Raw genomic sequence first — 26,084 nt, 5'->3', positions numbered from 1 at the left:
GCGACGTTATCGCTCCAGGTACGCCATCCGCGCGACCTTGGGCCCCTGCGGCGACTCGAACGAGACCACCTCTCCCGCGGTGAAGCCCATGACCTGCATGCGGCGCAGCGCCTTCTCGTTGTGCGCGTCCGGCTCCCCCACCAGGCGGCGGGTGCCCGGCCCCGCGAAGAGGAACTCGCGCATGGCCGGCCCGAGCACGGTCCACGGGCCCTCGGGCGCGCCGTGCCGTGCGACCGGGCCGCGGCTGCCGAGGAAGAAGTGCAGCCCGAGGTCGCCCGGGCGCACGTCGTAGGCGGTGCCGATCGGGTCGTGCTCCGGGTGGTAGGCCTGCACGAGCACCACGGGCTCGTCGTCCCAGCGCACGAGGTAGGCGTGGTGGGTCTCCAGGGAGTCCACGAAGGCGTAGGTGTCCCGCACCTCGTCGCGGGTGTGCTCCCCCATCCCCCAGAACGCGGCGCGTGGCCGCGTGAACCAGCCGTGCAGCAGGTCGGCGTCGGCGTCCGGGTCCAGCACGTGGGCCGTGACGACGCCGTGGGCCCCGAAGTCGCGGCGCCACACCTCGGCGCCACGGGCGCCGTTCAGCAGGCGCAGGCTGGTGTCGGCCGGGCGCAGGCGCTCCCAGTCGGTGACGACGGCGGTGGTGCGGGCGTCGGCCCACGTGGCGTGCTGGTCGTCGAAGTGCGCTCGGCCCGGCCGGCCGTCGGCACCGAACGGCACGCCCCACCGGCTCTTCGTGCGGTCCGACAGGTCCCAGACGTACCGGGCCACCGAGGCGCGATAGGTCGTGAGCGCCACTCCCGGCGAGCCGCCCGTGCAGCGCACCGACTCGTTGTTCCCCGAGACGGGTGCGGGCCGCACACCGAGCGGGCGTCCCGGTACGTCAGGCGCCACCAGGTCGGGCACCGGCAGGAGCGGAGCCGGGACGTGCAGGTCGCCCCAGCTGGGTTCGGACGACGTGGATCCGGGCGGCGCGGCGGCCACCTCGGCCAGCGCCGAGCTTGCCTCGGCCGCCACGTCGATCCGCAGCCGCCGCCCGTCCGGCCCGTCGACGACGAGCCAGTCGGCGGCCAGGATGCGGGCGAGCCCCGCCCCGACGGCGGCGGCGACGTCGAACACCCCGCCGAGCACCGGCACGAGCTCCGGGTCCTGCCCGTGCGGCTCGTGCAGCCCGGCGAACACGGGGTGCCCGGCCAGGCGGCGGGCCAGCGCGTGGCGCCACCGCATGTAGAGTGCGGCGTCGGTCGAGCCGGCCTCCAGGTGGGCACCGTCGCCGACCCAGGAACGCAGCCGGACGGCGGCCGCGGACGTGTCGTGAGCCAGGTGCTCCACCAGGCCGGGCGCCCCGAGGTCACGGGTGTCGCCGTGGATCCGGGCCTGCGTGGCTGACGACTCCGGGGCCGTGCCGGCGGCGAGCAGCTGCCGGATCCGCTCGGCGCGGTGCGGGGCGTAGGACCAGCCCAGGGCGTGCGCCTCCCGGCCCGGCCGCAGGTCGCGCGGGCCGGAGCCCGGCCGGCCGTCGGCCCCGGCGGGCCGCTGGGTCGCCGGCCGCTCGTTGGCGTCGACGGCGACCTCGGTGACCGGTGCGGGCGCCGGGAGCTCGACGTAGCCGTCGGCGGGCTTCGCGGTGGGCAGCGCCAGCTCGGGCGCGCCGGCCGGGACGGCGGGGACCTTGCCCGCGGTCAGGCTCAGCACGTCGCCCGTGCTGTCGGCGGTGAGCACCCGGTTGACCGGGTCCACCCACCCGGCGAACGCGTCGGCGACGTCGCGGGCCGTGCGGGCGTGCAGCAGCGCGCGCCAGGCTCGCACACCGACGTCCGACAGCTCGCGGGCCGGCCAGTGCAGCCGCCAGCCCTCGAGGCCGGTGCCGTCCGCACCGTCGGCCACGACCTCCACGTGGTGTGCCGCGGCATTGGTGATGCCCCAGGCCACGGACGACTCCCGGCCCGCAGCGTGCACGACCGCCGACTGCGTCGCGTGCCCGAAGTGCGGCACGCCCGGCACCCCCGGGAAGGCGAACCCGAGCACGTCGTACGGCGCGGCCGGGTCGGTGCACGCGAGCCGGATCTGCTGGTAGGGACCGGGCAGCTCCAGGGTGCGGTGCGGGTCGCCCGCGACCAGCGGGCTGCCCGACTCGGTGAACCGCCCGTTGACGGCCCACGCGTTCGACCCGGAGCCGCCGTCTGCGGCGAACAGGCCCAGCACCCGGTCCAGCGGAACGCCCGGGACGTGCAGGTGCCGGGCCACGTGGGCGCGCCAGAGGATGCCCGGGAACCCGTTGAACAGCACGTGGCTCGCGAGGAACACCCCGATCGGCGTCCACGGCCGCCACGGCCGGAACGGCACCGCGGCCAGCTCCGGCACGTCCCGGCCACCGGCGAGCAGCCCGGCGCTGACGCCGTCGGCGTAGGCCGCCAGCCACGCGCGCTCGGGCCGCCCCAGGGCGTCGTGGATCTCGCGGGCCGTGGCGGCCAGCCGCTCCCGCGCGGCGAACCGGTCCCAGGCCGCGCCCGCGCTGCCGGCGATCTCGCCGTACCGCTCCTCGGCCCGCATCCGGTCCGCCTCGACCTGCAGCCCGCGGTCCTGGGCCGTCACCCAGCCCTGGCCGTAGGCCAGCGCCGTCTCCGTGGCGGCCCGCACGTGCGGGATGCCGAGGTCGTCACGAAACAGGTCGAAGTCCACGTTCCCCATCATCTCTCTCGCCGCGTCACCGGGTTGGCGAGCGTACCCGCATAGATCAGCGACTCGGACTGGTTGGTCAGGTCCACCATCTGCAGCGTGTTGCGCAGCTGCAGGCGGTTCAGGCAGGAGTGCGCGAACCGCGCGGCCCGCAGGTCGACGCCCGTCCCCGGCCGGGAGGCGCCGAGGTCCGGGTGCTCGGCCGCGTGCCGGTCGATGGTCTCGGCCACCAGCGCCCAGAACCGTTCCTCGCCCAGCACCCCGTCCTCGGCGAGGATGCCGGACAGGTGCCGCAGCACGCCGTCGAACACGTCGGTGAAGATCGCGAGCGCCTTCTCCTCGTCGTCCACGACGGCGCGGATGCGCTCGACGCCGGCGGGCAGGGCGCCGTGCCCGAGCATGGCGACCTCCTCGCCGATGTCCTTCATGATGGCGCGCCGCACGACGCCGTCGCGCAGCACCAGGATGAGGTTCTCGCCGTGCGGCATGAACGCGAGCTCGTAGGCGAGCAGGCAGTGCACCAGCGGGTAGAGGTAGGCGTCGAGGTAGGCGCGCAGCCACTGCTCGGGCGGCACGCCGGACTCGCGGACCAGGGCGGACACGAACGAGGCGCCGCTCGCGTCGCGGTGCAGCAGGCTCGCCATGGTCACCAGCCGGTCGCCCGGTTCCAGCCGGGGCACGGGCGACTCGCGCCACAGGGCGGCGAGCATCTTGCGGTGGGGGTTGGGCTGTGGCGTGCGGTGGTAGACGTCGCCCGTGTAGCCCACCGACGCCAGCTCGCGCAGGACGCCGAACCCGGCGCCGCGCAGGGTCGGGTCGTTCGCGACGAGCTGCGCCACCCAGTCGTTGATCTCCGGGGTGGCGCGCATGTACGCCGGGGACAGCCCGCGCAGGAACCCCATGTTCTGGATCGCGAGCGCCACCTTGACGTAGTGCCGCTCGGGGCGTGTGCGGTTGAACATGGTGCGGATCGACTGCTGGGGCTGGTACTCGTCCGACCCGGGACCGAGCGGCACGAGGTCGCCGCGCGCGACGTCGGCCGCGAAGGTCACGGCGACGCGGTGCTCCCACTGCCAGGGGTGCACGGGCAGGTAGAGGTAGTCCGCCGGGTCGAGGCCGCGGGCGGCGAGCCGGTCGGCGAAGGCGGCACGCTCGGCGTCGGACAGCTCGCCCGGGGTGCCGGGGACCCCGTAGTGGCCTGCTTCGGTCTGGTCTGCCGCGAGCGCCAGGTGGGTGTGCTCCCGGCGGGCGGCGAGCCACAGCATGCGCAGGCGCTCGCCGCGCTCGGGTGCGTAGGCGCGGTAGTCGCGCAGGGAGAAGCCGATGCGGCCGTTGTTCGCGACGAAGCTCGGGTGCCCCTCGGTCATGGCCGCCTCGACCTGCTGGAACGCCTCGGCGGTCGCGTGCGTGCCGGACGCCGTGCGGACTGCTTCCAGGAGGCCCGTCACCGAGGCGGTGGTGCCGTCGAGCTCGCGCTCGCGCTTCGCGGCGGCGCCGGCCAGGGTGGCCGACAGCTCCTCGAGGTACGTCGCCAGCAGGGCGTCGGGCACCTGGAGCAGCGGCTGCAGCTCGGCGATCAGCTCCAGGGCGTCCACGGGCAGGTCGACGACGCCGCGCAGCCCGGCGTCGGCCGTGCGCCGGATGGACGCCGCGTCGATCACCCAGTGCTCCAGGGCGTAGCGGCGGGCGGTGAACCGGTAGGTCACACCGTCCAGGTCGAGGCGGTAGGCGTCGGGGGCCGGGCCGTCGGCGCCCTCGGAGTCCCCGTCCCGGGCAGTCCCGTCCGGTTCCGGCTGGAAGAGCCGTTCGTGGGCGAGCTCCGCCAGCGCCTTGGCGGCCAGATGCCGGTGGGCGTGCTCCATGTGGCCTGACGTCAGGTGCGTGGCGACCATCGGGTCGGGCTGGTGGTTCACGGGCTCGGGTCGGGCCGCGAAGCCGTCGCCCAGGGCGGACGCCGCGAAGTCGGCGCGGGTCGCGACGCTCAGCGCCGCGCGCTTGGCGTGCGCGCCGCGGCCGAGGTCCACCTCGCGCAGCACGCGGAAGCCCGCGGCGGCGTTCTTGGCGGCGATCTTCCGGTTGCCGACGTCGGGCTCGACGACGACGCGCAGGGCGCCCTGGCCGGAACCGGCGGTCGTGCCGCCGCCCGACGGGACGCTCGACGGGACACCTGCCGGTACGCCGCCGTCGGACAGGCAGAACCGCATGACGGCGGTCATCACGGCGTCCGTCAGGCCGTGCCGGGGCGTAGCGGGTGGGGCGACGAGCAGGTGCATGCCGAGGTCGCCGGGCAGCGTGTCGTGCACGCCGTCGAGCAGCACCCGGGGGTCGTAGGTCTCCGTGAGGAACACGGCCTCGCCGTCCAGCCGCCCGAGCCAGGCGTTCTCGGCCGGGCGTGCGGCGAGGCCGGCCAGGTACTCGCGCACGTCGTCGACGTGCAGGTCGCCCATCTGCCAGTAGGACGACGCCGGGTGCGCGAGCCAGCCCTGCACGAGGCCTGCGTCACGGTCGGGGTCGACGGGTTCGATCGTGACCTCGCCGAGGCGGGTCGAGGTCGCGTAGACGTGCGTGGTCGTCGGGGCGCTCACCGGGCGGCCTCCATCTCGTGCGGGTCTGGTGGTCGGGCTGCTCGTCCGGCATGGTCCCGCCGGGCAGGCCGAACTGCTGGAAGGCGATCCGGCGCTCGACCGGGTACGGCTCGCGGCCCGTGACGTTCGCGAGGATCACCGAGTTGCGCCAGGGCCCGAACCCGAGGTCGGGCGCCGTGACGCCGTGGGTGTGCTCCTCGCCGCCCACGACGTGGATCCGCCGGTCGTCGTCGACGGTGTAGTCGCGGGCCACGGCGTAGCGGCCGCGCGCGTCGAGGTTGACCAGGCCCGGGGCCAGGAACGCGGGCACGGTGGCGGCGTAGCCCGTGGCGGCGACGATCGCGCCGGTGCGGTGCTCCACCGTCGTGCCGAGCTGGGCGTGGCGCAGGGTCAGCACGTACTCGCCCGCACCGGCCGCGTCCGGGCCGGCAGGTTCGTACCGGGCGGCCACGACCTCCGTGTCCGACAGCAGCGTGGTCGGCACCTCGGTCCCCAGCGCGGACCTGCGGTACAGGGTGTCGTAGATGTCGTCGATCAGGTCGCCGCTGATGCCCTTGTACAGGTTGCGCTGCTCGCGCCCCAGCACGTCGCGCTGCTCGATCGGCAGCGACACGTAGTGGTCGGTGTACTCGGGCGACGTCATCTCCAGCGTCAGCTTCGTGTACTCCATGGGGAAGAACCGCGGCGAGCGGGTCACCCAGTCGACGCGGTGCTCCCCCGGCCCGGTTCCGCAGTCCTCCAGCAGGTCGCGGTAGACCTCGGCGGCGGACTGCCCGCTGCCCACCACCGTCACCGAGCCCGCCGCCCGCAGTGCGTCGCGGTTCGGCAGGTAGTCGCTGGTGTGCACGACGGGGCCCCCGTCCTCCCCTCCCGCCTGGCCGGCCGGGCCGGTCAGGGCGGCGGGGAGCCGCGGCCGGGTACCGGTGCCGAGCACGAGGTGCTTGGCACAGTATTTCTCGGCGCCGTCGGCCGTCTGCGCCGTCACCTCGAACACGTAGCCGCTCTCCCCGGGACAGCCGGCCTCCGCCGCCGGGTCCGGCACCCGGACCACGCTCGTCACCTCACGTCCCCAGCGCAGCGTCGGGAGCTGCCCCGCGACCCAGCGGCAGTACTGGTCGTACTCGGCGCGCAGCGGGTAGAACGACTCGCGGATGTAGAACGGGTACAGCCGCCCCGTCTCCTTGAGCCACGCGAGGAACGAGTACGGCGACGTCGGGTCGGCCATCGTCACCAGGTCGGCCAGGAACGGCACCTGCAGCGTGGTGCCCTCGATGAGCATCCCCGGGTGCCAGGAGAAGCCGTCGCGCTGGTCCAGGAACACGGCGTCGACGTCGTCAAGGGGCTCGGCAAGGGCCGCCAGGCCCAGGTCGAACGGACCGATGCCGATGCCGAGCAGGTCGTAGGTGCGGGTCATCGGCTCTCCTCCACGGTCGGGGCGGCCTCTCCGACGCCGGCATCCCCACGACGAGGGTCCCCCGCAGCGCTCTCCGCCGCACTGCCCTCTTCCGCCCGCGCGAGCCGCGGGTGCACGTCACGGCACGGCGGCTCGTCGGTGTCAGCGAGCGCCTCCCCCGCGAGCAGCCCGTGGGCGGCGGAGCGGACGAGCTCGAGCACGCCGCGGATGTCGGCGAGCGTGGCGTCGGGGTTGAGCAGGGTGAGCTTGAGGCAGGGGCGGCCGTCGATGACGGTCTTGGCCACCAGCGCGCGGCCCGAGTCGAACAGCACGCGCCGCACCTGTGGCACGAGGGCGTCGGCATGCGCCGGGTCCAGGCCCTCGGGCTCGTAGCGGAACAGGACGGTGGACAGGTCGGTGGTGCCGACCAGCCGGAAGTCGCGGTCTCCGGCGAGGTCCTGGCGCACGGCGACGGTGAGGTCGCAGACCGCGTCCACCATGGCGCCGATGCCCTCCGCGCCGAGCGCGCGGAGGGTGACCCAGAGCTTGAGGGCGTCGAAGCGGCGCGTGGTCTGCAGCGACTTGTCGACTTGATTGATGTCAGGGGTGGGCTCGCCGGATTCCTCCGCCGGGTTGAGGTAGTCGGCGTGCCAGGCGACGGGCGCCAGGTCGGCCCGCTCGCGCACGACGAGTGCGCTCGACGAGACAGGCTGGAAGAACGACTTGTGGAAGTCGACGGTGACGCTGCGGGCCCGCTCGATGCCGTCCAGCAGGTTCCGGCGCGTGGGGCTGACCAGCAGGCCGCAGCCGTACGCGGCGTCGACGTGCAGCCAGGTGCCGACGGCGTCGCACAGGTCGGCGATCGGGCCGAGCGGGTCGATGCGGCCGCGGTCGGTGGTGCCGGCCGTGGCGACGACGGCGATCACGGTGTCGCCCGTGCGCTCGATGTCGACGAGGGTCTCGCCGAGGGCGTCGGCGCTCATCCGCCCCTCGGTGTCGGTGCCGACGGCGACCACCGCGTCGTCGGGCAGGCCGAGCAGCAGGGCCGACTTGGCGACGCTGAAGTGGCTGGCCGTGGTGGCGAGGATGCGCATCGACTCCAGGCGCGTGCCGGTGCGGCGCGCCCGCTCGCGGGCCAGGAACAGGGCCTGGAAGTTGGACTGGGTGCCGCCGGAGGTGAAGATGCCGTCGGCCCCGCCGTTCACAGAACCACCGGGCTCGTCGTCCACCGCGAAGCCGATGCGGCCCGCCGTCCACTCGACCAGGCGCCGCTCCATGAGCGTAGCCACGGTGGACTGGTCGTAGGTGTCGACCGAGGTGTTGATCGCGGCGAGCATCGTCTCGGCACCCACGGCCGGCAGCGCGACCGGGCAGTTCAGGTGGGCGGCGTAGGTGGGCTCGTGGAACCAGATCGCGTGCCTCGCGTACAGCTCGGCGGCCTCGCGCAGCGCCTCGGCCGTGCCCGACGGCGGGCCGTCCAGGTCCACGGCGTCCACCAGGCCCTGCAGCTCGGGGCGGCTGGCGCCCGAGAACGGCTGGGTGACGGACATCAGGCGGGCGGCGATGTCGTCTGCGACCGCGTGGACCGTGTCCGCATACGTGCTCGCGGTGGCCCCGCGCAGGAGCGCGGTCGTGTCGTGTCTCGTACCCGGCGAGGGTGCGGTGGGCACTGGCTGCGTCACTGCGGGCAGGCGTGAGGGCATGCGGAAGGCTCCTCGTGAAGGCGAAAGGAACGCCGCCCGGACCGGACGGCGTAGAGCAACTTAGGTTTGCCTGACCTAACTTAATCCTTGGGCGAACCGCGTCAAGCCATGGGGCACACCGGAAACGTGGCGCGGGTCACTCTCCCGCTCCCCGCGCCCTCGGCACGGACTCGGCTTGTTTATAAACGACCGTTCACTTATGGTCGGCGCATGACCACCAACCCCCTCCCCCTGGCCGGCAAGGTCGCCCTCGTCGCCGGCGCCACCCGCGGCGCCGGCCGCGCCACCGCGATCGAGCTGGGCGCGCTCGGCGCCACCGTCTACGGGACGGGCCGGTCCACCCGCTCGGGGCGCTCCCCCATGGACCGGCCCGAGACCATCGAGGACACCGCCGAACTCGTGACGGCCGCGGGTGGCGAGGGCGTCGCCGTCCGCTGCGACCACACCGACGCCGACGACGTCGCCCGGCTCGTGGGGCGCATCCGCACGGACCACGGTCGGCTCGACGTCCTGGTCAACGACATCTGGGGCGGTGACCCGTTCCTGAGCTGGGACCAGCCCGTCTGGGAGCACCCGCTGGACGCGACGCTCGGCGTGCTGCGCAACGGCGTCGAGACGCACCTGATCACCAGCCACCACGCGCTCCCGCTCCTGCTGGAGGGCACGGACGGCCTGGTCGTCGAGGTGGGCGACGGCAAGGAGGCGGTCCCCTACCGCGGGAACATGGCCTACGACCTGGTCAAGACGGCGGTCGTGCGGATGGGCGCCGGCCTGGCCCACGAGCTCACGCCCCGCGGCGTGACGGCGCTGACCGTCACGCCCGGGTACCTGCGCTCCGAGTCGATGCTCGACCACTTCGGCGTCACCGAGGAGAACTGGCGCGAGAACACCCGGGACGTGCCGTACTTCGAGCACTCCGAGACGCCCCACCTGCTCGCCCGCGGGATCGCCGCCCTGGCCGCCGACGCCGGCCGCGCCAGGTTCGCCGGCCAGTGCCTGGGCTCCTGGGACCTGATGCGCGAGTACGACCTGCACGACCTCGACGGAACCCGGCCCGACTGGGGCGCCGTCGACCGCGCGGCGCGCGACCTAACCCTCGTCGACGGCATGCCCGGGCCGGCCTGATGCCTCGCCCGCGCACCGTCAGCGACGAGGCGATCCTCGACGCGACGCACGACCTCGCGCTCCGGATCGGCCCGGCGCGCCTGACCTTCGCCGCGGTCGCCGCCGAGGTGGGGCTCTCGGCCGCGACCCTGGTCCAGCGGTTCGGCACCAAGCGCGACCTGCTCCTCGCGGTCGCCACCCGCGGGGTCGACCTCTGGGTCGGCGCCACGGACCGGGCCAGCGCGGGCACTCCCTTGGACCGGCTCGTGGCCGGCCTCGTGCTCGCCGTCGAGACCATCCGGACACCGGAACAGATGGCCAACTCGGTCACGATGCTGCAGCTCGACCTCAGCGACCCCGACTTCCACGCCCAGACCCTTCGCGGCGCCCAGGGCGTCCGCGCGGGCATCGAACGGGACCTGCGCGCCGCCGTCGACGCCGGTGAGCTGCGGTCCGACGTCGACGCGGCGACCCTGGCGGTCACCGTCGAGACCGCCTATCACGGGGCGATGATCAGCTGGGCGATCCACCGCGAGGGGTCGCTCGCGGACTGGATGCGCCGGCAGATCGAGGACGTGCTGCGGCCGTACCGGACGGCGGACGAGCCGGCCGGGTAGGGCGGCTGCCGGGCGCGGGCCGCCGGCACGGGACCGGCCCGGTCAGCGCCCGCCCGCCACGCGCAGGGTCTCGCCGGTGACGTACGAGGCGTCGTCGGACAGGAGGAACGCGACCGCGGCCGCGACGTCGTCCGGGGTGCCCACGCGGCCGGTGGGGTTGGTGGCGCCCACCCGGTCGGCGCGGCCGGGGTCGCCCGCGTCGGCGTGGATCCGCGTGGCGACCGTCCCGGGCGCGACACCGACCACGCGGATGCCGTCCGGGGCGGCCTCGAGGGCGAGCCCCTTGGTCAGGGCGTCGACGCCCGCCTTGGCGGCCGCGTAGTGCACGTACTCCCCCGGCGAGCCGAGGGTGGCGGCGGCCGAGGACACGTTGACCAGCACGCCACCCCTACCGCCACGGGCGGGGCTCATCGCGCGGACCGCCGCGCGCGCCACCAGGACGGCGGACGTGAGGTTGAGGTCGATCACCCGCCGCACCACGTCCGGCGGCGTGTCCGCGAGCGCCCCGATGTGCAGGGTCGCGCCGGCGTTGTTCACCACGGCGGTGAGCGTGCCGAGCTCGGCCGCGGCGGCGAAGGTCCTGTCGATCCCCTCGTCGGTCGTGAGGTCCGCGGGCACGACGACGCACCGCACACCGCGTTCCCGCACGGCCGCCCGGGTCGCGGCGGCGGCCTCGTCGTCCCGGGCGTAGCCGAGCACGAGGTCGTGCCCGGCGGCGGCGAGCCGCAGCGCGACGGCGGCCCCGATCCCGCGCGTGCCACCCGTGACGAGGGTCAGTTCGTGGCTCATACCGACATGCTAGGCACGCCGCCGGTCAGGACCGCCCCCGGGGCAGGGGCGCCGACCGGGCACCGTCGGCCAGTTCCCGGACGGCGCGCGCCACCTGCGGCCACAGCGGCTCGGGCAGGTCGTGCCCGACTCCGGGCCAGGTGATCATCCGCGCCCCCTTGATGCGCGCGGCTGTCGCGCGCCCGCCCGACGTCCGCAGGATCGGGTCGGCGTCGCCGTGCATCACGAGGGCGGGCCTGGCCAGCTCTCTCAGGCGGGGGCCGTGCCACCGTGCGCCGATCTGCCGGCTCTGCGCGGCGCGGTCGCGCGGCCCGCTGTCCACCTCGCGCTCGATCCACTCCCGCGCCGCCGACTCGTCGAACGGGTAGGCGGGCGACGCCACGCCGCGGGCCACGGCCAGACCGGCCGCGACGTCGCCCTCGCGCCCCTCCGGAAAGGTCATGCGGGCCAGTCGCGCCAGCAGGCCGAGACGCAGGTACCGGGCCACCCCGACACCGGAGACGTCGCTGGGCAGGGCGGCCGAGGACACCACGCCGCGCACCCGGTCCGGATGCCGCAGCGCGATCCGCTGGGCGACGGCGCCGCCCAGGGAGTGGCCGAAGACGTACGCGGCCGGCCAGCCCAGGTCGTCGAGGACGGCGACGGCGTCGTCGGTCATGTCCTCCGAGGTGTAGGCCGCCCCTCGCCCGCCGAACAGCGCCGCGAACGGGTTCCCGGTGCCGGACGGTGGCATGCGGGTCGACTGCCCGGCGTCGCGCTGGTCGTAGCGCACCACGCGGAACCCCTCGTTCGCGAAGGCCTGGCAGAGGCCGGTCGGCCACCAGAAGCGGGAGGTACCCAGGCCCATGACCAGGAGCAGCGGGTCTCCCTCTGCCCCGAGCAGCTCGTCCCAGGCGATCTCCACCCGGCCGTTCCGCGCGTGACGCGTCGGGCCCCACACCGTTTCGACCACGAGCAACTCCCTTCGTTTATGCGAACGGCGTTCGCATTTCCTGCAACCTACACTTCACGAACAGCGTTCGCGAAACCGAAGCCGCCAGGGAGGCGTGTCGAGATGCCAAGACCGGTCGAGCCGAGCTCGACGTCGTCAGGTCCGCCGTCGGCCGGCGCACCGGCACCGGCGAGGCCGTCCACGGCCACGCCCGCCCGTCCCCGGCGCGGCCGGGTGCCGGCGCACGACCGTCACGAGATAGCCCGCGCGGCCGTCGCGCTCGCCGACCGTGACGGGCTCGGTGCCGTGACGATGCGGTCGGTGGCGCAGTCCCTGGGCACCGGGCAGGCGTCCCTCTACCGCTACGTGAGCACCCGGGACGAGCTCGTCGCGCTCATGGTCGACGAGGTCACCGGCGAGCTCGGCCTCCACGGGCCCGACGAGCGCCCGTGGGCGGACCAGATGCTCGACCTGGCCAAGGACGCGCGCGCCGTCTACCGGCGGCACCCCTGGATGGTCGAGTCGCCGAGCACGGCGACGCTCGGCCCGAACGGGTACGCCTACCTCGAGCACATGCTCGCGGTGCTCGCACCGACCCGGACGGACGGCGCCACGATGCTGGAGGCCGTGGCCGTGTTCAACGCCGTGACCAGGCTGCTCTGCGCGGAGGAGCACGAGCGGCGCCGCACGGACGGGACGGGTCTCGGGACCGGGACGCACTCCACGGCCGGCGCCGCACTCGCCGACGCGCTGTCCGCCGGCTCGTCTCCCACGGGATCGTCCCCCGCCCATGCCTATCCCCACCTCACCGCCGCGCTGTCCGACGCCGACGCCTCGCCCGACCGCCAGTTCGAGCGCGTCCTGCGGCGGGTCCTGACCGGCCTGGTCCCAGAAGGAGACACCCGTTGAACCAGCTCCAGGAGATTCAGCTCCGCGAGGCGGACGCCGCGGACGACGCCGCCGTGCTCGACCTCATGACGCAGTACATGACGTGGGCCCTGGCCACGTTCGAGCGCACCTACGGGTTCGCCATGACGGCCGTGGAGGCCCGGCACACCGGCGCGGCGCTGGCCGCGTTCCGCAGGCCGTCGGGCCTGCTGGTCCTGGCCGAGGTCGACGGCGCGCCCGCCGGCGTCGCCGCGTTGCGTGCGCAGGACGACGGTGTGGTCGAGATCAAGCGGATGTTCGTGCGGCCGGAGCTGCAGGGCCGGCACGTCGGCTCGGCGATGCTGGACCGCCTCCTGGAGCAGGCCCGCGACGACCTCCGGGCACGGGTGGTGCGGCTGGACAGCAACAAATTCATGACGGACGCCCACCGCCTGTACGAGTCCAGGGGCTTCGTGGAGCGCGACCCCTATCCCGGGTCCGAGATCCCCGCCGAGCTGCAGCACCTGTGGCGGTTCTACGAGCGTGCGCTCGGCTGAGGGCCCCGCAGCGCCTCGGCCGTGACGAGCGCGGTGGGAGCGAGCGCGGGTTCGCCGTCCTCGATGTCCCACAGGGCGTTCTGCAGCAGGCGCCCCAGCGTCCAGCCGGCCGCCCGCTCCGGGTCGAGGCCGAGCACGCCGGTGAGCACGTCGAACCTCCGGCGCACCACCCGCCGGACGTCGCCGCCCGCCACGACGTCGTCCCAGCGGCTGTCCAGGGCCGGCCAGAGGTCGAAGCCCGGGTCGCCCACGAGGGGCTCCGGGTCGATCGCGAGCCACGGCTCGCGCTCCGCCGCGAGGACGTTGTCGTAGTGCAGGTCCCAGTGCAGCATCCGGTCGCCGGGCTCGGCGGCCAGCTCCGCGACGACCGCGGCCCAGTCCCGCAGGACGCACCGCTCGGCCGGGTCGGCCAGGCCCGTGACGGCTCGCGGGACCTGCTCCAGCATCGCGGCGGCGACGTCGCCCAGGTGGGGCAGCCCGGGCGCCGGCGGGACGGCGAGCAGCCTGGCGTGCAGCTCGGCGAGAGTCTGGATCGCGACGCCGTCGTCCGGGACCGAGGCGAGGGTGCGGGAGCCGTCCAGCCGCTCCAGGAGCATCGTGCCGCTGCTGGGATCGTGGTCGAGCAGCCGCACCGTCCCGCGCCCGTCCCATGCGCGCAGACCGGTCAGCGCGGCGGCGGTCTCGGGGCGGGGCGGCTGCAGCCTGAGCACCGCGCGGACGCCGTCCGACCCCGCCACGGGCACGACGAGCGACGCCGCTCCCGCCGACGTCGCGCCGTCGCGCCGCAGGTCCCAGCGGTCCAGCAGGTCGGCGACCAGGCCGGGCAGCGCGGCGGTCCACGCCCGGCCCTCCTCGCCGAGGCTCCGGGCGTACGACGCCGCGTGCGCCGCCGGGACCTCGATCCGTGGTGAGGTCACACGGGGGACCGGACGGCGGCCGCGAGCCGGTCGAGGTAGGCCTGCTCGGTCGCGGAGACCTTGACCCGCTTGCCGAAGAAGCCGCCCTCCCGGGTCCGGACGGCGCCGGCGACACGAGCGCCGATCCGCTGCAGCCACTCGGTGTAGGCGACGACGTCCTCCTCCTCCGCCCGCGCCCGCAGCAGCGTGACGACCGTCGCGGTCAGCTCGACCGCGTGCGCCGCCTCGGCCTCCGGGTCGCGCGGCCTGCCCAGCGCCGCCGCCTCCCGCGTGGCGGCGGCCGCCGCCGCCACCCCGACGCGCGCGGCGGGGTTCGCTGCCGCCTCGGCCTCGGCCGCGGCGTCCGCCTCGCCCTTGTCGCGCAGCGCGAGCGCCACGGAGCGGACGAAGTCGTTCTCGTGCTCCCGCGCCTTGCGGATCGCCAGGCTGCCGGCCGTGGCCTCCCGCAGGAACCTGATCCCGCCGTGCTCGCCGTCGACGACGGCCGCACCCTTGAGCACCGCGCCCGGGGCCTGGAGGATCTGGTCGAGCTCGTCGGCACTGAAGTCGAACAGGTTCGTCATGCGCACGCTCTCTGTCGGGGTCGTGTGCTGACCGAACGCCCCGGCCTGCCGGGTGGTTCCCGTGCCCGGCCAGGGTCGTCGCAGCTCAGGGCGCGTTCCGTGCGGTCACTCGCGCTCCAGAACCGGCACCACGACGCCCTCGACGAGCCACTGGCGGGTCACCGCGTCCTCGAGCCAGGCGATGCGGTCACCCGCCAGGCTCGCCGTCACGGATCCGCCCGGGAAGCGGGCCAGGTCCGGGCCGTCGTACCCGGAGGACGACGCCGTCGCGCGGTACAGGTAGGAGATGTCAGCAGGATTCTCCGACACGGGGTCCCTGCTGGTCCACGACAGGAGGCCGTCCGAGGCGCGGAGGTCGTCGACGACACCGCCGGGGAGCCGCACGACGCTGTCGCCGTCGCCGGCCCGGTCCAGGACGTAGAGGGCACCGGCGCCGGATTCCGGACCGGAGCCGGTGTCGGCGCCCGTGGCCAGGACCGTCCACGCGACGACGTCGTCCGATACGGCGAGGTCGGCGACCTCGGTCGCCGGGCCGTGCTCGACCTCGAGGAGCGCGGTGCCGGTCAGGTCCCCGCCCGACAGGCCGTCGAACAGTTGGATCGTCGTGGTGCCGGACCCACCGGCGCCGGGAGTCAGGACGGCGGCGACCACCTCGTCGTCGTCCGCGGCGAGCGCGGTCACCCCGGCCGCGAGCTCGACCGGTGTCCCGTCGCCGTCGAGGGTCGTCGCGTACAGGTGGGTCTCGTCGGCCGTGGGCCCGGCCGTCCACAGGGCGTGCTCCTCGGTGGTGGCGATCAGCCAGAGACGTTCGTCGGTGGTGACCAGGGGGTCGACCACGGTGGTCAGGGATCCGCGGGAGTCGATCAGGGTGCGGACGAAGCTCACGCGGGGCGAGGTGTTCTCGGCCGCGTACTCGCTCCACACCACCCGGTCCCCGGTGACGGTGAGATCGGTCGGGGTCACCGTGGCGCCCTGGTACGACGTCAAGCTGGTACCCGAGCTGCTTGTACCGAGCGCCCAGGAATTCTGCACGATGCTCGGGCTGCCGGTCCGGCGGTTCTCGCCGAACTGCCAGAGCAGGCCCGAGTTCGTCAGCCCCCGGGGCTCGGGCAGCGGCTCCCCGTTGGCGGAGACCGGCACCCCCGACTGGTCGAGATAGCCGGGCGTCGCCGGTTCCGCGTCGACGTCGTAGCAGCTCAGGGGGCGCGCATCGGCGGCGTCCACCACCACGGGTTCGGTCAGCGGGCCGACGTCCTCGCCGGCCTCCGGAGCACGGTTCGGCGTGGGCCCGGGAAGCTCGTCCGGACAGACGACCGGCGTGTCCCCCGCCGGGTCCAGGTCGGGCCGGCCGGTGTCGAACAGCGGCGCGATCAGGTCCCCGCCCGGCAGCACCACCGGCCCGATCCCGGGCAGCGGCACCGGCCCGCGGGTCAGCACCCCGAGCACCACCAGGAGCACCACGCACGCCGCCCCGACCACCTGACCCGTCCGGCGTCGCCGCAAGGCGGCGCGGCTCCGGTCGAGCACGGCCTGCTCGTCGACGACCACCGGCTCGACCACCTCGGCCTGCGCCACCAACAGGTCCCGCAACCGGGCCAGCCCGCGCGAGTTCGCCGCCTTGACCGTCCCGACGGCGATCCCGAGCTCCCGGGCGACCTCCGCCTCCGGCAGGTCCAGCAGGTGCCGCAGCACCACGACCCGCCGCTGGTTGACCGGCAACTGCGCGAGCCCCCGGACCAGCTCGTCACGCAGCACCACGTGCCCGGCATGGTCCGACGCCGGGGCCACCGGGATCTTCTCGTCACCGGGGAACGACTCCCGGCGCCCGTGCCGCCACCCGTCGATCCGGAGGTTGACCAGGATCTGGCGGGCATACGCGGTCTCCGTGCCCGGACGGACCCTGGCCCACGTGCGGTAGACCCGTTCGAACGTGGACTGGACCAGCTCCTCGGCACGGTGCCGGTCCCCGCACAGCAGGTACGCGGTGCGGTGCAGGTAGGCGCTGGACTCCCGGACGAACGTCGTGAAGCCCGCGTCACGGGAACCCGACACCTCGACCCGTACGTCGAGCGGCGCACCTCCGTCCGACGGCCCGCCCGCCCCGAAGTCGTCCATGGTCGCCCCGCTCTCCTGCCTCATGCCCTCCACTACGGAGAGTGTCCGCCAAAGGTTGCCCCAGCCACCGGAAGAGTTGGCCGGGGCTTGCTACGTTTCGTGGTGTGACCTCCGAGAACGCACGCCCGGGGACCGGCCTGTTCCTCGCCGCCGAGTGGCGCCGCCTGGTGATGCTCAGCTACGAGATCGACCCCGACGCGCTGCGCCCGCTCGTCCCACGCGGCGTCGAGCTCGACACCTGGGACGGCCGGCACCTCGTCAGCATGGTGGGCTTCCGGTTCCTCGACACCCGCCTGCTGGGCGTCCCGGTCCCCTTCCACCGCGACTTCGACGAGATCAACCTGCGGTTCTACGTGCGCCGCCGCACCGACGACGGCTGGCGGCGCGGCGTGGTGTTCGTCAAGGAGATCGTGCCCCGGTGGGCGCTGGCCACCGTGGCCCGGGTCGCCTACGGCGAGAACTACGTCGCGCGGCCCATGCGGCACCGGATCGACCTGCACGACGGCGAGGTCACGCCGGGCGGCCTGGTCGAGTACGCGTGGCGCGACGCCGGCGCCTGGCACCGCGTCGCCGCCACGGTTCGCGGAGCCGCGGAGCCGCTCGTGGCGGGCTCCCAGGAGGAGTACGTCACCGAGCACTACTGGGGCTACGCCGCGCAGCGTGGCGGCGGCACCGTGGAGTACCGCGTCGAGCACCCGAGCTGGCAGGTCCGCCAGGCCGGCGACGCCGTGCTGGCGTGCGACGTCGCGGCGGTGTACGGCCAGGCCTTCGCCGAGAGCCTGGGCGCCGAGCCGTTCTCGGCCTTCGTCGCGGACGGCTCGCCCGTCGTCGTCCGGCGGGGCGCCCGCCTCTGAGGCACGCTCCGGGCGTCGGAACCGTTGTGTGATGCCGAGGGTGAGACGCGTTCAGGACCACAGAACGACGCGCGCGTCACCGTTCTCTCCTGAGGTTCTGTTCAGACCACGAGCTCATGCCCGCAGGAACGGGCTTGAAACGTTGCAACATCGTGGCTTGAACAGAACCTCGGAAATCAAAGCACCAACACGCGCGACTGGCGCGCCACTCCCGCCGAGGTAGTCGACCTACAACGGGCAGAGCAGTACGTTTCCCCCATGAGCAGTGACAGCGACGCGCCTCGGGACGAGGGCGGCGAGAAGACCGAGCGCATGGACCGCCTCCGGGCTCTGCTGAACAAGCCCATCAAGATCCCGGAGTCGGCCTCGACCGGCACCGAGGACGCCGACTACGCCGCAGCCGTGGCAGCCGCCGCGACACCACAGGGGGCCAGCACAACGATGACACCCGAGGCAAAGACGCCCAAGGGCACCAAGGCACCGGTCGAGACGCCGCCCGCCGTCAAGGCGGCGGCCGAGGCGCTCGACCGCCTGACCGAGCAGGAGAAGGACGCCGTCGTGGAAGGCTCCGGCTCCGGGCGGAGCAAGTCGCGCCGCACCTGGGCCGACGCCTACCTCGCCAAGCCCGACAAGCCGCTGACCCCGGAGGAGGTCCGCGCCGACCTCATGGTCTCGCTCAAGGAGCAGGGCGCCGAGCTGCGAGAGCTGGTCGCCAAGCGAGGCATCGCACAGGAGAAGGCCCAGGCGACGGCGCTGGACGAGGTCCGCGCGGAGGTGCGCGAGCGGCTCGACGAGCAGGCGGCCGCGCAGACCGCCGCCACCGCGCAGGCCGCGACCTCCGCGCAGGAGGAGGCGAGCCGGCTCCAGGGACACGTCGACGAGCTCACCGCGACGAACAGCACCCTGCGCACCGACCTGGACGCGGCCCGCGCCGCGGCGGACTCGGCGACGTCGGCCGCCAAGGAGGCCGCGGCCGCGGCGTCGGCGGCCCAGCAGGTCGCGGACGCCGCGACGAAGAAGGCGGCCACGGCCACCACGCTCGCCTTCGTCGGCATCGCGCTGGCCGTGGTGGCCGCGGTGCTCGGGTTCGTGGTCTGATCAGGAACTAGCGTCTGACAAGGAACTAACGAGGATCGTCGAGGTCGGTGCCGGCGCGCAGCACGAAGCGCCGGGGCCGGGGCTCTCGGCGGTGCCCGCCGTAGTACGTCGGCTCCTCCAGGACCGGCGCGTAGGTGACCCGGGGGCCGGTGAACAGCTCGTCCAGCAGCGCGGCGAACGCCGCGTCGACCGGCGAGGACACCGGCTGCGCGACGGGCCGGCCGAGCGCCTGACCTTCCGTGGATTCGTACATGTGTTCGAGTATATCCGTCGCCCGGACCGGAGTCCATCGAATGCGTTGGCCATGGCCGAAGGACCGCCGTTACGGTCGGCGGATGATCCTCAGCCATGACTCCACCGGCTCCGGCCCCGCCGTCCTGCTCCTGCACGCCGGCGTCGCCGACTCCCGCATGTGGGAACCGCAGCGGGCTCCCCTGGCCCAGCACCACCGCGTCGTCCGCTGCGACCTGCGCGGCTACGGGGACACACCCCTGACCAGCGCGCGGTTCGACAACGCGAGCGACGTCAAGGCGCTGCTCGACTCGCTCGGCGATCGCCCCGTGGCGATCGTCGCGGCGTCGGCGGGCGGAGAGGTCGCGCTCCAGGTGGCCTCCGAGTGGCCCGACCTCGTGTCGCACCTCGTGCTCGTCAACTCCGCCTTCGACCTGCCGCCCACCCGTTCGGTGCAGCGGTTCGCCCGCCGCGAGGACGCGCTCCTGGAGGCCGGCGACGTCGAGGGCGCCACCGAGCTGAACGTGGCGACCTGGCTGGGACCCGACGCGGACGACGACGCCCGCGAGCTGGTGCGCACCATGCAACGCCACGCCTTCGAGGTACAGCTCGCGGCGGGCGACGACATCAACCAGGAGCCGGGCCCCCAGATCGACCTGGCGGCGATCACGGCCCGCACGCTGGTCGTCTCCGGCGGTCAGGACCTCGACCACTTCCGCGCCATCGCGAACCATCTGGCCGGGCAGATCGCCGGCGCCCGGCACACCCAGCTCGGCTGGGCGGGTCACCTGCCGAACCTGGAGCGTCCCGACGAGGTGACGAAGCTGATCAGCGAGTTCCTGGACGAGCCGCGCGGCTGAGCTCGCGGGCCGCGTCCAGGTAGCCGCGCGTCACGCGGTCCTGGACGCGGTGGGCAGCCGGCGGGACGGCCCGGGAGCCCCAGAAGTCGTGTCGCGCCACGGCGTGGATCTCGAAGACGAGGCCTTCCCCCGCGCGCCGCACGCGGAAGGACTCCACGCCCGTCTCCGGGTGATGCGGCAGCGTCGCGTAGGTGAACCCGGCCTCGTCGGTCTCCCGGACGACGTCGACCACCCGGCACGGGGCGGTGAACCACAGCGGCCCCACGTGCACGGCCTGCACCACGGTCACCCCGACGTCGACCGGTCCGGTCGGGGCGATCGTCAGCCCGGCCCCACGGTGCACGGCCCAGCCGAACAGGGCGTCGGCGGTCGACGTGAGCGACGCGCCCGGCTCCAGGTCCATCCGCTCGCGCAGCACACGGGCGCGCGGCGGCGGCGCGGCCAGCCAGCCGACGTCGGCCACGGGCCGGGCGGCCAGGGAACGCTCCAGGACACGGGCGAGGTCAGGGCGGGTGAGCTGCACACCAGCACCGTACCCGCAGGACGCGGCGCGGCCCGTGTACCTTTCACACCCATGGCGACCGACCACGACACCAGCGCCCTCGACGTCCCCGCGGGCGGTGTCCCCCGGCACGCCTCCGCCAAGGAGCGCAAGGCCCGCGGCCTGGGGCCCTTCCTGTCCGACCTCAAGGCCGAGGTCCGCAGCCAGCTCTCCCGGGCCGAGGTCCCGGGGCGTGTCCCGCAGGTCGCGGGGCCGGACCCGACCGGGCCGGGCGCGCCGGCCGCGCCGGTACCGGAGGCCGCCTATGCGGAGCCCGCCGAGCCCTTCGCCACCCAGCCGTTGACGCAGTCGCCCGACGACGCCGTCGCGCTGGTCGCGTCCGCGCTGGCCACGGCCGACCACGCGGGGGCCGAGGCCGCGGCCGCCCGCCGCGAGGCCGCCGCCGCCCGGGAGGACGCCGGTGCCGCCCGCGCGGACGCGGCCGCGGCGCGCGCCGAGGCAGCGAGCGCCCTGGCCACCGTGGCGCGGTCCGACGCGCAGCTCGCGGCCGCCCGGGCCGAGATCGAGGCGGCACACCGGGAGTTCGAGACGCTGCGTGCCGAGTTCGACGCCGCGCAGGAGACGGGCCGGCGGAACATCGTGGTCGCGTGGGTCGGTGCGGGTGGTGCGGCGGCGCTCGCCGTGGTCGCGCTGGTGCTGGCGTTCGTCTGAGCGCTGGGGCTCGTCCGAGCACCCGGGTGCGGCCGAGCGGTCTGGTGCGTACCGGTCGGTCGGTACCCGTCCGAAGCGGAGCGATGAGTTCGGAACCGTCCCGTCGTCGGCCCTCCATGACAGAGACCCTTGTCGACGTACCGGGCGCGTTGCTGTGCGTCGAGACCTTCGGCGACCCGGCCGACCCGGCCATCCTCCTGATCGGCGGCATCGCGGGCGCCATGGACTGGTGGCACCCGGACTTCTGCCGGGCACTGGCTGACGGCGGACGGTTCGTCGTCCGCTACGACCACCGCGACACGGGACGCTCCCGGACCGACCCGCCCGGGGCACCGTCGTACACCGGGGACGACCTGGCCCTGGACCCGGTGCGGCTGTTGGACGCACTGGGGATCGGGCAGGCGCACCTTGTCGGGGTGTCGATGGGCGGCGGCATCGCGCAGCAGACGGCGATCGAGCACCCGCTCCGGGTCGCGTCACTCACGCTGATCTCCACGAGCCCGGTCACGAAGGTGCCGGGCGCGCAGCTGCCCGGTCCGACGGCGCAGGCACGGGAGCAGTTCGACGACCCGCCTCCGGACCCCGACTGGGGCGACCCGGAGGCCGTCGTCCGCTACCTGGTGGCGGCGGAGCGGGCCTTCGCCGGCCCGGAGTACGACGAGCCGGCGGCGCTGGCCACCGCCCGGCGGGTGGTGCGGCGGTCGATCGACCCTGCCGCCGCGGCCAACCACTACCTGGTCGAGAGCCGCCCGGTGCGGGGCTCGCTCGCCGACGTCGCGGTGCCCACACTGGTGGTGCACGGTGACGCGGACCCGCTGTTCCCGCCGGAGCACGGCGCGGCGCTGGCCGCGGCGGTCGAGGGCGCGCGGTTCGTGCTGCTGCCCGGGGTGGGGCACCAGTACCCGCCGCGCGCCGTGTGGGACGTGGTCGTCCCGGAGATCCACGCGATCAGCGCGCCGGTCTGACGGGCCGGGGCACCTCGAACCGCACCGGCAGCTCTCGCGCCACCGACGACCAGAGCGTGCCGGCCGAACGCAGCGACTCGGGCGGCACGGTGAGCGACACCCCGCCGAGGCGGCGCAGTGCGGCGTCCACGGCGATCCGCGCGATCACCGTGGCCGGGCGGCGCGCCGGGCAGGCGTGCGGGCCGGCGCCCCACGTGAGGTAGGAGAGGTTGCCCGACTCCAGCCAGATGTCGTCCTCGCCGCCGCGCGACTCGGCGCTGGCGCCGAGGATGCCGGGTACCACGGCGTCGCCCGCAGCGATCGCGCGGTCCCCGAGCGTCGTGTCGGCCAGGGCGAAGCGGGGCGCCGCGTTCGGCGCGGGCGGCGTCGATCCGAGCACCGCCTCCAGCGTGTCGGACGCCGAGAGCCGCCCGCCCGAGCGGCCGTCGAACCGCGGGTCGGTGAGCCGCATGCGGAGCGCCTGCGTGATCCACCCGACCTCGAACTCGCTGCCCAGGATGAGGGTCGCCGACACGGCGCTCTGCGCGTCCAGGTCGGTGGGCGCGCTGGGGTGGCGCAGGATCGCGGAGGTCAGGTCGTCGGACGGCGTCCTGCGACGCTCGGCGATCAGGTCCGAGATGAGCGCGCGCTGTGCGTTGAGCGACTCGAGGCCCGCCGCGCCCTTCGCCTGGAAGACGCGCCGCGAGTGGCCGAGCATCGCACGGGCCTGTTCCGGGTCGAGCCCGAACATGGTGGACATCACCAGCAGCGGGACGGCCCGCGCGTAGTCGCTGACGAGGTCGGCCTCGCCCTGGGCCAGCACGCGGTCCAGCGCCAGGTCGCACCAGTACTCCACCGTGGACTTCAGGCGGTGCTCGTCGACGCTCTCGAACGCGTCGTCGACCAGCCTCCGCAGGTGCCGGTGGCGGGCGCCGTCCACGTAGTAGATGCCGTCGCGCGGCGCGAGCACGCCGCCGATGCCGCTGTCGGCGCGGACGGTGCCGTCCGTGAACAGGCCCCAGTTGCGCGCGTCGCGCGAGAACAGGCTCTCGTTGCGCAGCACCGTGACCAGCTCCCGGTGCCCCAGCACGAGCCAGGCGGGCACGCCCGGCTCCAGGAGCACGGGCGCGACGTTGCCCCAGCGGGCGCGCAGCCGTTCGTACACCTTGGCGGGGTCTGGGCTGCTCGTGGTCTCGCTCAGCGGCGTGAGGTCGGTCAGGCCCGCGAGGTCGGTCAGGCGCTCCGACCGGGTGGTCGTCGTGACTGTCATGGCTCCCCGGGTTCTGGGCGCGACGGGGCGCGCTCCACGTCTTTTAGCCGGAATGTACCTCATGTCCCATGCGCGGTAATACATCTGTCTGGTCGCAACCGTTATCCTCGGGCCATGCAGCGGACCATCGCCGTGATCGGCGGCGGCGCCGCCGGCGTCATCCTCTCGGCCCACCTCCTGCGTGCGGCCGCGCCCTTCGGGCCCGAGCGGTCCGTACGGGTCGTGCTGGTCGATCCCGCGGAGACACCCGGCCGCGGCCTCCCCTACCGGACCACCGACCCCCGGCACACCCTCAACGCGGTGGTCGCGCGCCTCAGCGCGCTCGACGACGACCCCGAGCACCTGTTGCGCTGGTGCGCGAGCGCCGGGGTACCCGCGGAACCGGGCACGTTCCTGCAGCGCGCCGACTTCGGCCGGTACCTCACCGAGCTGCTCGGGTCCGTCCCGGTCCCCGCGGGGTCCGAGGTGCGGCACGTGCGGGGCACGGTGGTGGACGTCACGGAGGTCGGGGACGACGCAGGGGTCGGGGACGGCACTGCAAAGAGCCCTGGCACAGCGGATGCGCCCGGCGTCCTGCTCACCCTCGCCGACGGCGGCACCCTGCACGCCGACGACGCCGTCCTCGCGCTCGGCACCCCGCCGCCCGTGCGGCTGCCGGAGTACGAGCCGTGGGGCGACCGGTACGTCGCCGACCCGTGGTCGCCGGGCCTCGACGCCCGCGCCGCCGGAGCGCGCCGGGTCCTGGTCGTGGGCACGGGCCTGACGACGCTCGACGTCGTCGCGCACCTGCACGCCCTGCTGCCCGAGGCGACGTTCACCGCCGTCTCCCGGGGCGGCGTCCTGCCCGCGGCGCACGCCGAGGACCCGCTGCCGCCTGCCGTCCGGGTCGACCTCGCCGGCAGGCCGGCCGGCACGTCGGCGGGCACGCTCGTGGGCGCCGTCGACCAGGTACGGCGGCACGTCGCGGACGAGCGGGCGGCGGGGCGCGACTGGCGCGCGGTGATCGACGCCATCCGCCCGCAGGTCAACCCGATCTGGGCCCGGCTCACGCCCGAGGAGCAGGCGACGTTCCAGCGCGAGCACGCGCGTTCGTGGGAGAACGTGCGGCACCGCATGTCGTACGCGATGCGCAGCCACGTCGACCAGCTGCTCGCCGACGGCGTGCTCACCCTGGGCACCGTGGACGAGGTCCGGGGCGCCGGCTGGGACACCGTCACGTTCGACCTGGTCGTGGGCGCCACCGGGCTGCCGGCCCTGACCTCCCCGGGCTGGAACCCGCTGGTGGACGCGCTGCTGGCGCGCGGCCTGGTGCGGCTCCACCGCCTCGGCACCGGTCTCGACCTGACCGCGGACGCCGCCCTGGTCGACACCGCCGGCGTCGGGCACCCGCGGCTGCGCGCCATGGGGCTGGCGCGGCGCGGCCTGGAGTGGGAGTGCACGTCGGTGCCGGACCTGCGGCGGCAGGCCGCGCAGCTCGCGGACGACCTGCTGGGCCAGAACTCGTCATCCCGCCGCCATGCGGCGGTCGCCCTACGGCAACGCATGGGGTGAAGCCTTCCCTCGTACACCCACCTGCCGGATCGAACGGGACGAGGGAAACATGCCTGGACCTGCACTGACGCACCCCCGCACGCCGACCCCCGCACGCACCCGCACGCTCGCCGCGGGCACGACGGCGGCCGTGGTCGCCCTGGGCATCGCGGCGGCGGGCACCGCTGCGGCCGTGCCCGCCGCTTCCGCCGCACCCGTACCCGCTGCGCCCGCCGCCGTGGCGGCCGTGAGCAATGCCGACCTGGCGCAGCGCTGGGCGCCCATCCACTACCAGGACGTGGACCAGACCGGCACCAATGCCCTGGGCGGCCGCTCGGACTACCTCGCGGCCTACGACTTCGACGGCGACAGAGACGCCCGCAACAACTGGGAGAACACGGGCAGCCACCCGCTGGCCGCCACCGCCTACTACTCGGTCATGGAGACGTCGAGCCACTGGTTCGTGACGTACATGTTCTTCCACCCGCGCGACTGGTCGGACTCGATCTTCGACACCGAGCACGAGAACGACGCCGAGGGCGTCATGGTCGCCGTCCAGAAGGACGGCTCGGCCTACGGGGTGCTCCGCGGCGCCGTCACCGTGGCGCACAGCGACTTCTACTCGTACACCCCGCAGGACAGCACGTGGGCGGCGGGCGCCGAGACCATCGACGGCACGCTGCAGATGGCGACCAGCCCGCACGACGGCCTGAGCCACCCGGTCACCGCCCAGGAGGCCAAGGGCCACGGGCTCAAGGCGCGACCCGGCTACGACATCAAGGGCGACGGCGTCATCTACTACCCGGCCGGCCGGGCCGAGGTGCCCGAGCACCCGGACGACCGGGACGTGTCCTACCGCCTCGTTGACGTCCACGCGCCGGGCGGCCTGTGGGCGCAGCGCGACGACTCCCAGCTCTTCGCGAGCGCCGGCACGTTCGCGGGCGACGCCTCCGGCTCGTGCGGCGACGGGGGCATCTCGTGCACGCAGAACTCCGCGAACGCGCCGTGGGGCTGGGACGACGGCGACGACGTCCCCGGCCGAGGCGCCCTGGCGACGGACCCGGCGGGCCTGTCGGCGAGCTACTTCCGCATCCCGGAGCCCCTGAACCGCACGTACGTCACCAACCCGTTCTGACCGGGGCTCCCGGCGTCGCGATGGTCGGTAGAACGTCGGGCGGTCGGCAGAAGGTCAGGTGGTCGGCAGCTCGAGCGGCCGACCACCTGACCTTCTACCGACCACCCGTAACTACCGACCACCCGAAACTGC

23 protein-coding genes are annotated in these 26,084 nt (G+C 74.5%); 11 read left to right on the top strand and 12 right to left on the bottom strand.

Annotated features, from left to right (window positions below; genetic code table 11):
• Window positions 1–6: 6 nt before the first annotated feature.
• The 4 genes from ACH47X_RS11255 to ACH47X_RS11240 are packed head-to-tail and all read right to left on the bottom strand — an operon-like array spanning window position 7 to window position 8,357.
• Window positions 7–2,679, bottom strand: coding sequence for a GNAT family N-acetyltransferase (locus tag ACH47X_RS11255; RefSeq protein ID WP_397404241.1), 2,673 nt, complete (start codon window positions 2,677–2,679; stop codon window positions 7–9).
• 8 nt (window positions 2,680–2,687) lie between these two features.
• Window positions 2,688–5,261 carry a GNAT family N-acetyltransferase gene (locus ACH47X_RS11250; RefSeq protein WP_397404239.1) on the bottom strand — a complete coding sequence of 858 codons (2,574 nt, stop codon included), beginning with the start codon at window positions 5,259–5,261 and terminating at the stop codon, window positions 2,688–2,690.
• Window positions 5,176–6,675: a lysine N(6)-hydroxylase/L-ornithine N(5)-oxygenase family protein gene (locus tag ACH47X_RS11245; RefSeq protein WP_397404237.1), complete on the bottom strand. Its 1,500-nt coding sequence runs from the start codon at window positions 6,673–6,675 to the stop codon at window positions 5,176–5,178. Before ACH47X_RS11245 ends, ACH47X_RS11250 begins: the two co-directional genes overlap by 86 nt.
• On the bottom strand, window positions 6,672–8,357 hold the full coding sequence (locus ACH47X_RS11240; RefSeq protein WP_397404235.1) for a pyridoxal phosphate-dependent decarboxylase family protein: 1,686 nt from the start codon (window positions 8,355–8,357) through the stop codon (window positions 6,672–6,674). The genes ACH47X_RS11245 and ACH47X_RS11240 overlap by 4 nt, the downstream gene beginning before the upstream one ends.
• A gap of 210 nt (window positions 8,358–8,567) precedes the next feature.
• Between ACH47X_RS11240 and ACH47X_RS11235 the strand changes: the two genes are divergently transcribed.
• Both ACH47X_RS11235 and ACH47X_RS11230 read left to right on the top strand, forming a co-directional pair.
• Complete coding sequence (locus tag ACH47X_RS11235) at window positions 8,568–9,482, top strand: SDR family oxidoreductase (RefSeq protein ID WP_397404233.1); 915 nt, start codon at window positions 8,568–8,570, stop codon at window positions 9,480–9,482.
• On the top strand, window positions 9,482–10,078 hold the full coding sequence (locus ACH47X_RS11230; RefSeq protein WP_397404231.1) for a TetR/AcrR family transcriptional regulator: 597 nt from the start codon (window positions 9,482–9,484) through the stop codon (window positions 10,076–10,078). The genes ACH47X_RS11235 and ACH47X_RS11230 overlap by 1 nt, the downstream gene beginning before the upstream one ends.
• 42 nt (window positions 10,079–10,120) lie before the next feature.
• Here the strand turns inward: ACH47X_RS11230 and ACH47X_RS11225 are convergent, their stop codons facing one another.
• Window positions 10,121–10,867: an SDR family NAD(P)-dependent oxidoreductase gene (locus ACH47X_RS11225; protein WP_397404229.1), complete on the bottom strand. Its 747-nt coding sequence runs from the start codon at window positions 10,865–10,867 to the stop codon at window positions 10,121–10,123.
• Window positions 10,868–10,892: 25 nt separating this feature from the next.
• Complete coding sequence (locus ACH47X_RS11220) at window positions 10,893–11,819, bottom strand: alpha/beta fold hydrolase (protein ID WP_397404227.1); 927 nt, start codon at window positions 11,817–11,819, stop codon at window positions 10,893–10,895.
• A gap of 102 nt (window positions 11,820–11,921) precedes the next feature.
• Here ACH47X_RS11220 and ACH47X_RS11215 point away from each other — a divergent pair, with 102 nt between their 5' ends.
• Together ACH47X_RS11215 and ACH47X_RS11210 are read left to right on the top strand one after the other, a co-directional pair.
• Window positions 11,922–12,707, top strand: coding sequence for a TetR/AcrR family transcriptional regulator (locus tag ACH47X_RS11215; RefSeq protein WP_397404225.1), 786 nt, complete (start codon window positions 11,922–11,924; stop codon window positions 12,705–12,707).
• The gene (locus ACH47X_RS11210; RefSeq protein ID WP_397404223.1) at window positions 12,704–13,222 is read left to right on the top strand and encodes a GNAT family N-acetyltransferase; all 519 of its coding nucleotides are present in this window, start codon (window positions 12,704–12,706) and stop codon (window positions 13,220–13,222) included. The genes ACH47X_RS11215 and ACH47X_RS11210 overlap by 4 nt, the downstream gene beginning before the upstream one ends.
• Here the strand turns inward: ACH47X_RS11210 and ACH47X_RS11205 are convergent.
• From ACH47X_RS11205 to ACH47X_RS11195, 3 genes are all read right to left on the bottom strand, one after another.
• Window positions 13,201–14,139, bottom strand: a complete 939-nt coding sequence (locus ACH47X_RS11205) for an aminoglycoside phosphotransferase family protein (RefSeq protein ID WP_397404221.1) — start codon at window positions 14,137–14,139, stop codon at window positions 13,201–13,203. The genes ACH47X_RS11210 and ACH47X_RS11205 overlap by 22 nt on opposite strands.
• Window positions 14,136–14,702, bottom strand: a complete 567-nt coding sequence (locus ACH47X_RS11200; protein ID WP_397404219.1) for a hypothetical protein — start codon at window positions 14,700–14,702, stop codon at window positions 14,136–14,138. The genes ACH47X_RS11205 and ACH47X_RS11200 overlap by 4 nt, the downstream gene beginning before the upstream one ends.
• A 105-nt stretch (window positions 14,703–14,807) precedes the next feature.
• Entirely contained in the window at window positions 14,808–16,841 is a 2,034-nt protein-coding gene (locus tag ACH47X_RS11195; RefSeq protein WP_397404217.1) for a SigE family RNA polymerase sigma factor, read from the bottom strand.
• Between the two features lie 80 nt (window positions 16,842–16,921).
• Between ACH47X_RS11195 and ACH47X_RS11190 the strand changes: the two genes are divergently transcribed.
• Window positions 16,922–17,671 carry a YqjF family protein gene (locus tag ACH47X_RS11190; RefSeq protein WP_397404215.1) on the top strand — a complete coding sequence of 250 codons (750 nt, stop codon included), beginning with the start codon at window positions 16,922–16,924 and terminating at the stop codon, window positions 17,669–17,671.
• 258 nt (window positions 17,672–17,929) lie between these two features.
• The gene (locus ACH47X_RS11185) at window positions 17,930–18,769 is read left to right on the top strand and encodes a hypothetical protein (protein WP_397404213.1); all 840 of its coding nucleotides are present in this window, start codon (window positions 17,930–17,932) and stop codon (window positions 18,767–18,769) included.
• Window positions 18,770–18,794: 25 nt separating this feature from the next.
• On the opposite strand, the gene ACH47X_RS11180 is transcribed toward ACH47X_RS11185, so the two are convergent.
• Entirely contained in the window at window positions 18,795–19,022 is a 228-nt protein-coding gene (locus tag ACH47X_RS11180) for a hypothetical protein (protein ID WP_397404211.1), read from the bottom strand.
• A gap of 82 nt (window positions 19,023–19,104) precedes the next feature.
• Between ACH47X_RS11180 and ACH47X_RS11175 the strand changes: the two genes are divergently transcribed.
• A complete protein-coding gene (locus ACH47X_RS11175) occupies window positions 19,105–19,860 on the top strand; it encodes an alpha/beta fold hydrolase (RefSeq protein ID WP_397404209.1) in 756 nt (251 codons plus the stop codon).
• Here ACH47X_RS11175 and ACH47X_RS11170 read toward each other — a convergent pair.
• On the bottom strand, window positions 19,829–20,383 hold the full coding sequence (locus ACH47X_RS11170; protein WP_397404206.1) for a DUF1990 family protein: 555 nt from the start codon (window positions 20,381–20,383) through the stop codon (window positions 19,829–19,831). The genes ACH47X_RS11175 and ACH47X_RS11170 overlap by 32 nt on opposite strands.
• Before the next feature lie 51 nt (window positions 20,384–20,434).
• On the opposite strand from ACH47X_RS11170, the gene ACH47X_RS11165 reads away from it, so the two are divergent.
• Together ACH47X_RS11165 and ACH47X_RS11160 are read left to right on the top strand one after the other, a co-directional pair.
• On the top strand, window positions 20,435–21,073 hold the full coding sequence (locus ACH47X_RS11165) for a hypothetical protein (protein ID WP_397404204.1): 639 nt from the start codon (window positions 20,435–20,437) through the stop codon (window positions 21,071–21,073).
• A gap of 116 nt (window positions 21,074–21,189) precedes the next feature.
• On the top strand, window positions 21,190–22,038 hold the full coding sequence (locus tag ACH47X_RS11160) for an alpha/beta fold hydrolase (protein ID WP_397404202.1): 849 nt from the start codon (window positions 21,190–21,192) through the stop codon (window positions 22,036–22,038).
• Here the strand turns inward: ACH47X_RS11160 and ACH47X_RS11155 are convergent.
• Window positions 22,022–23,287 carry a hypothetical protein gene (locus tag ACH47X_RS11155; RefSeq protein WP_397404200.1) on the bottom strand — a complete coding sequence of 422 codons (1,266 nt, stop codon included), beginning with the start codon at window positions 23,285–23,287 and terminating at the stop codon, window positions 22,022–22,024. The genes ACH47X_RS11160 and ACH47X_RS11155 overlap by 17 nt on opposite strands.
• Before the next feature lie 114 nt (window positions 23,288–23,401).
• On the opposite strand from ACH47X_RS11155, the gene ACH47X_RS11150 reads away from it, so the two are divergent.
• Window positions 23,402–24,838, top strand: a complete 1,437-nt coding sequence (locus ACH47X_RS11150) for an FAD/NAD(P)-binding protein (protein WP_397404198.1) — start codon at window positions 23,402–23,404, stop codon at window positions 24,836–24,838.
• Between the two features lie 49 nt (window positions 24,839–24,887).
• On the top strand, window positions 24,888–25,952 hold the full coding sequence (locus ACH47X_RS11145; RefSeq protein ID WP_397404196.1) for a hypothetical protein: 1,065 nt from the start codon (window positions 24,888–24,890) through the stop codon (window positions 25,950–25,952).
• The last annotated feature ends 132 nt before the right edge of the window (window positions 25,953–26,084 follow it).

It is taken from the genome of Promicromonospora kroppenstedtii, assembly GCF_044389675.1.
GTDB lineage: Bacteria > Actinomycetota > Actinomycetes > Actinomycetales > Cellulomonadaceae > Promicromonospora > Promicromonospora kroppenstedtii.
This window is presented reverse-complemented; position numbering and strand designations above follow the sequence as displayed.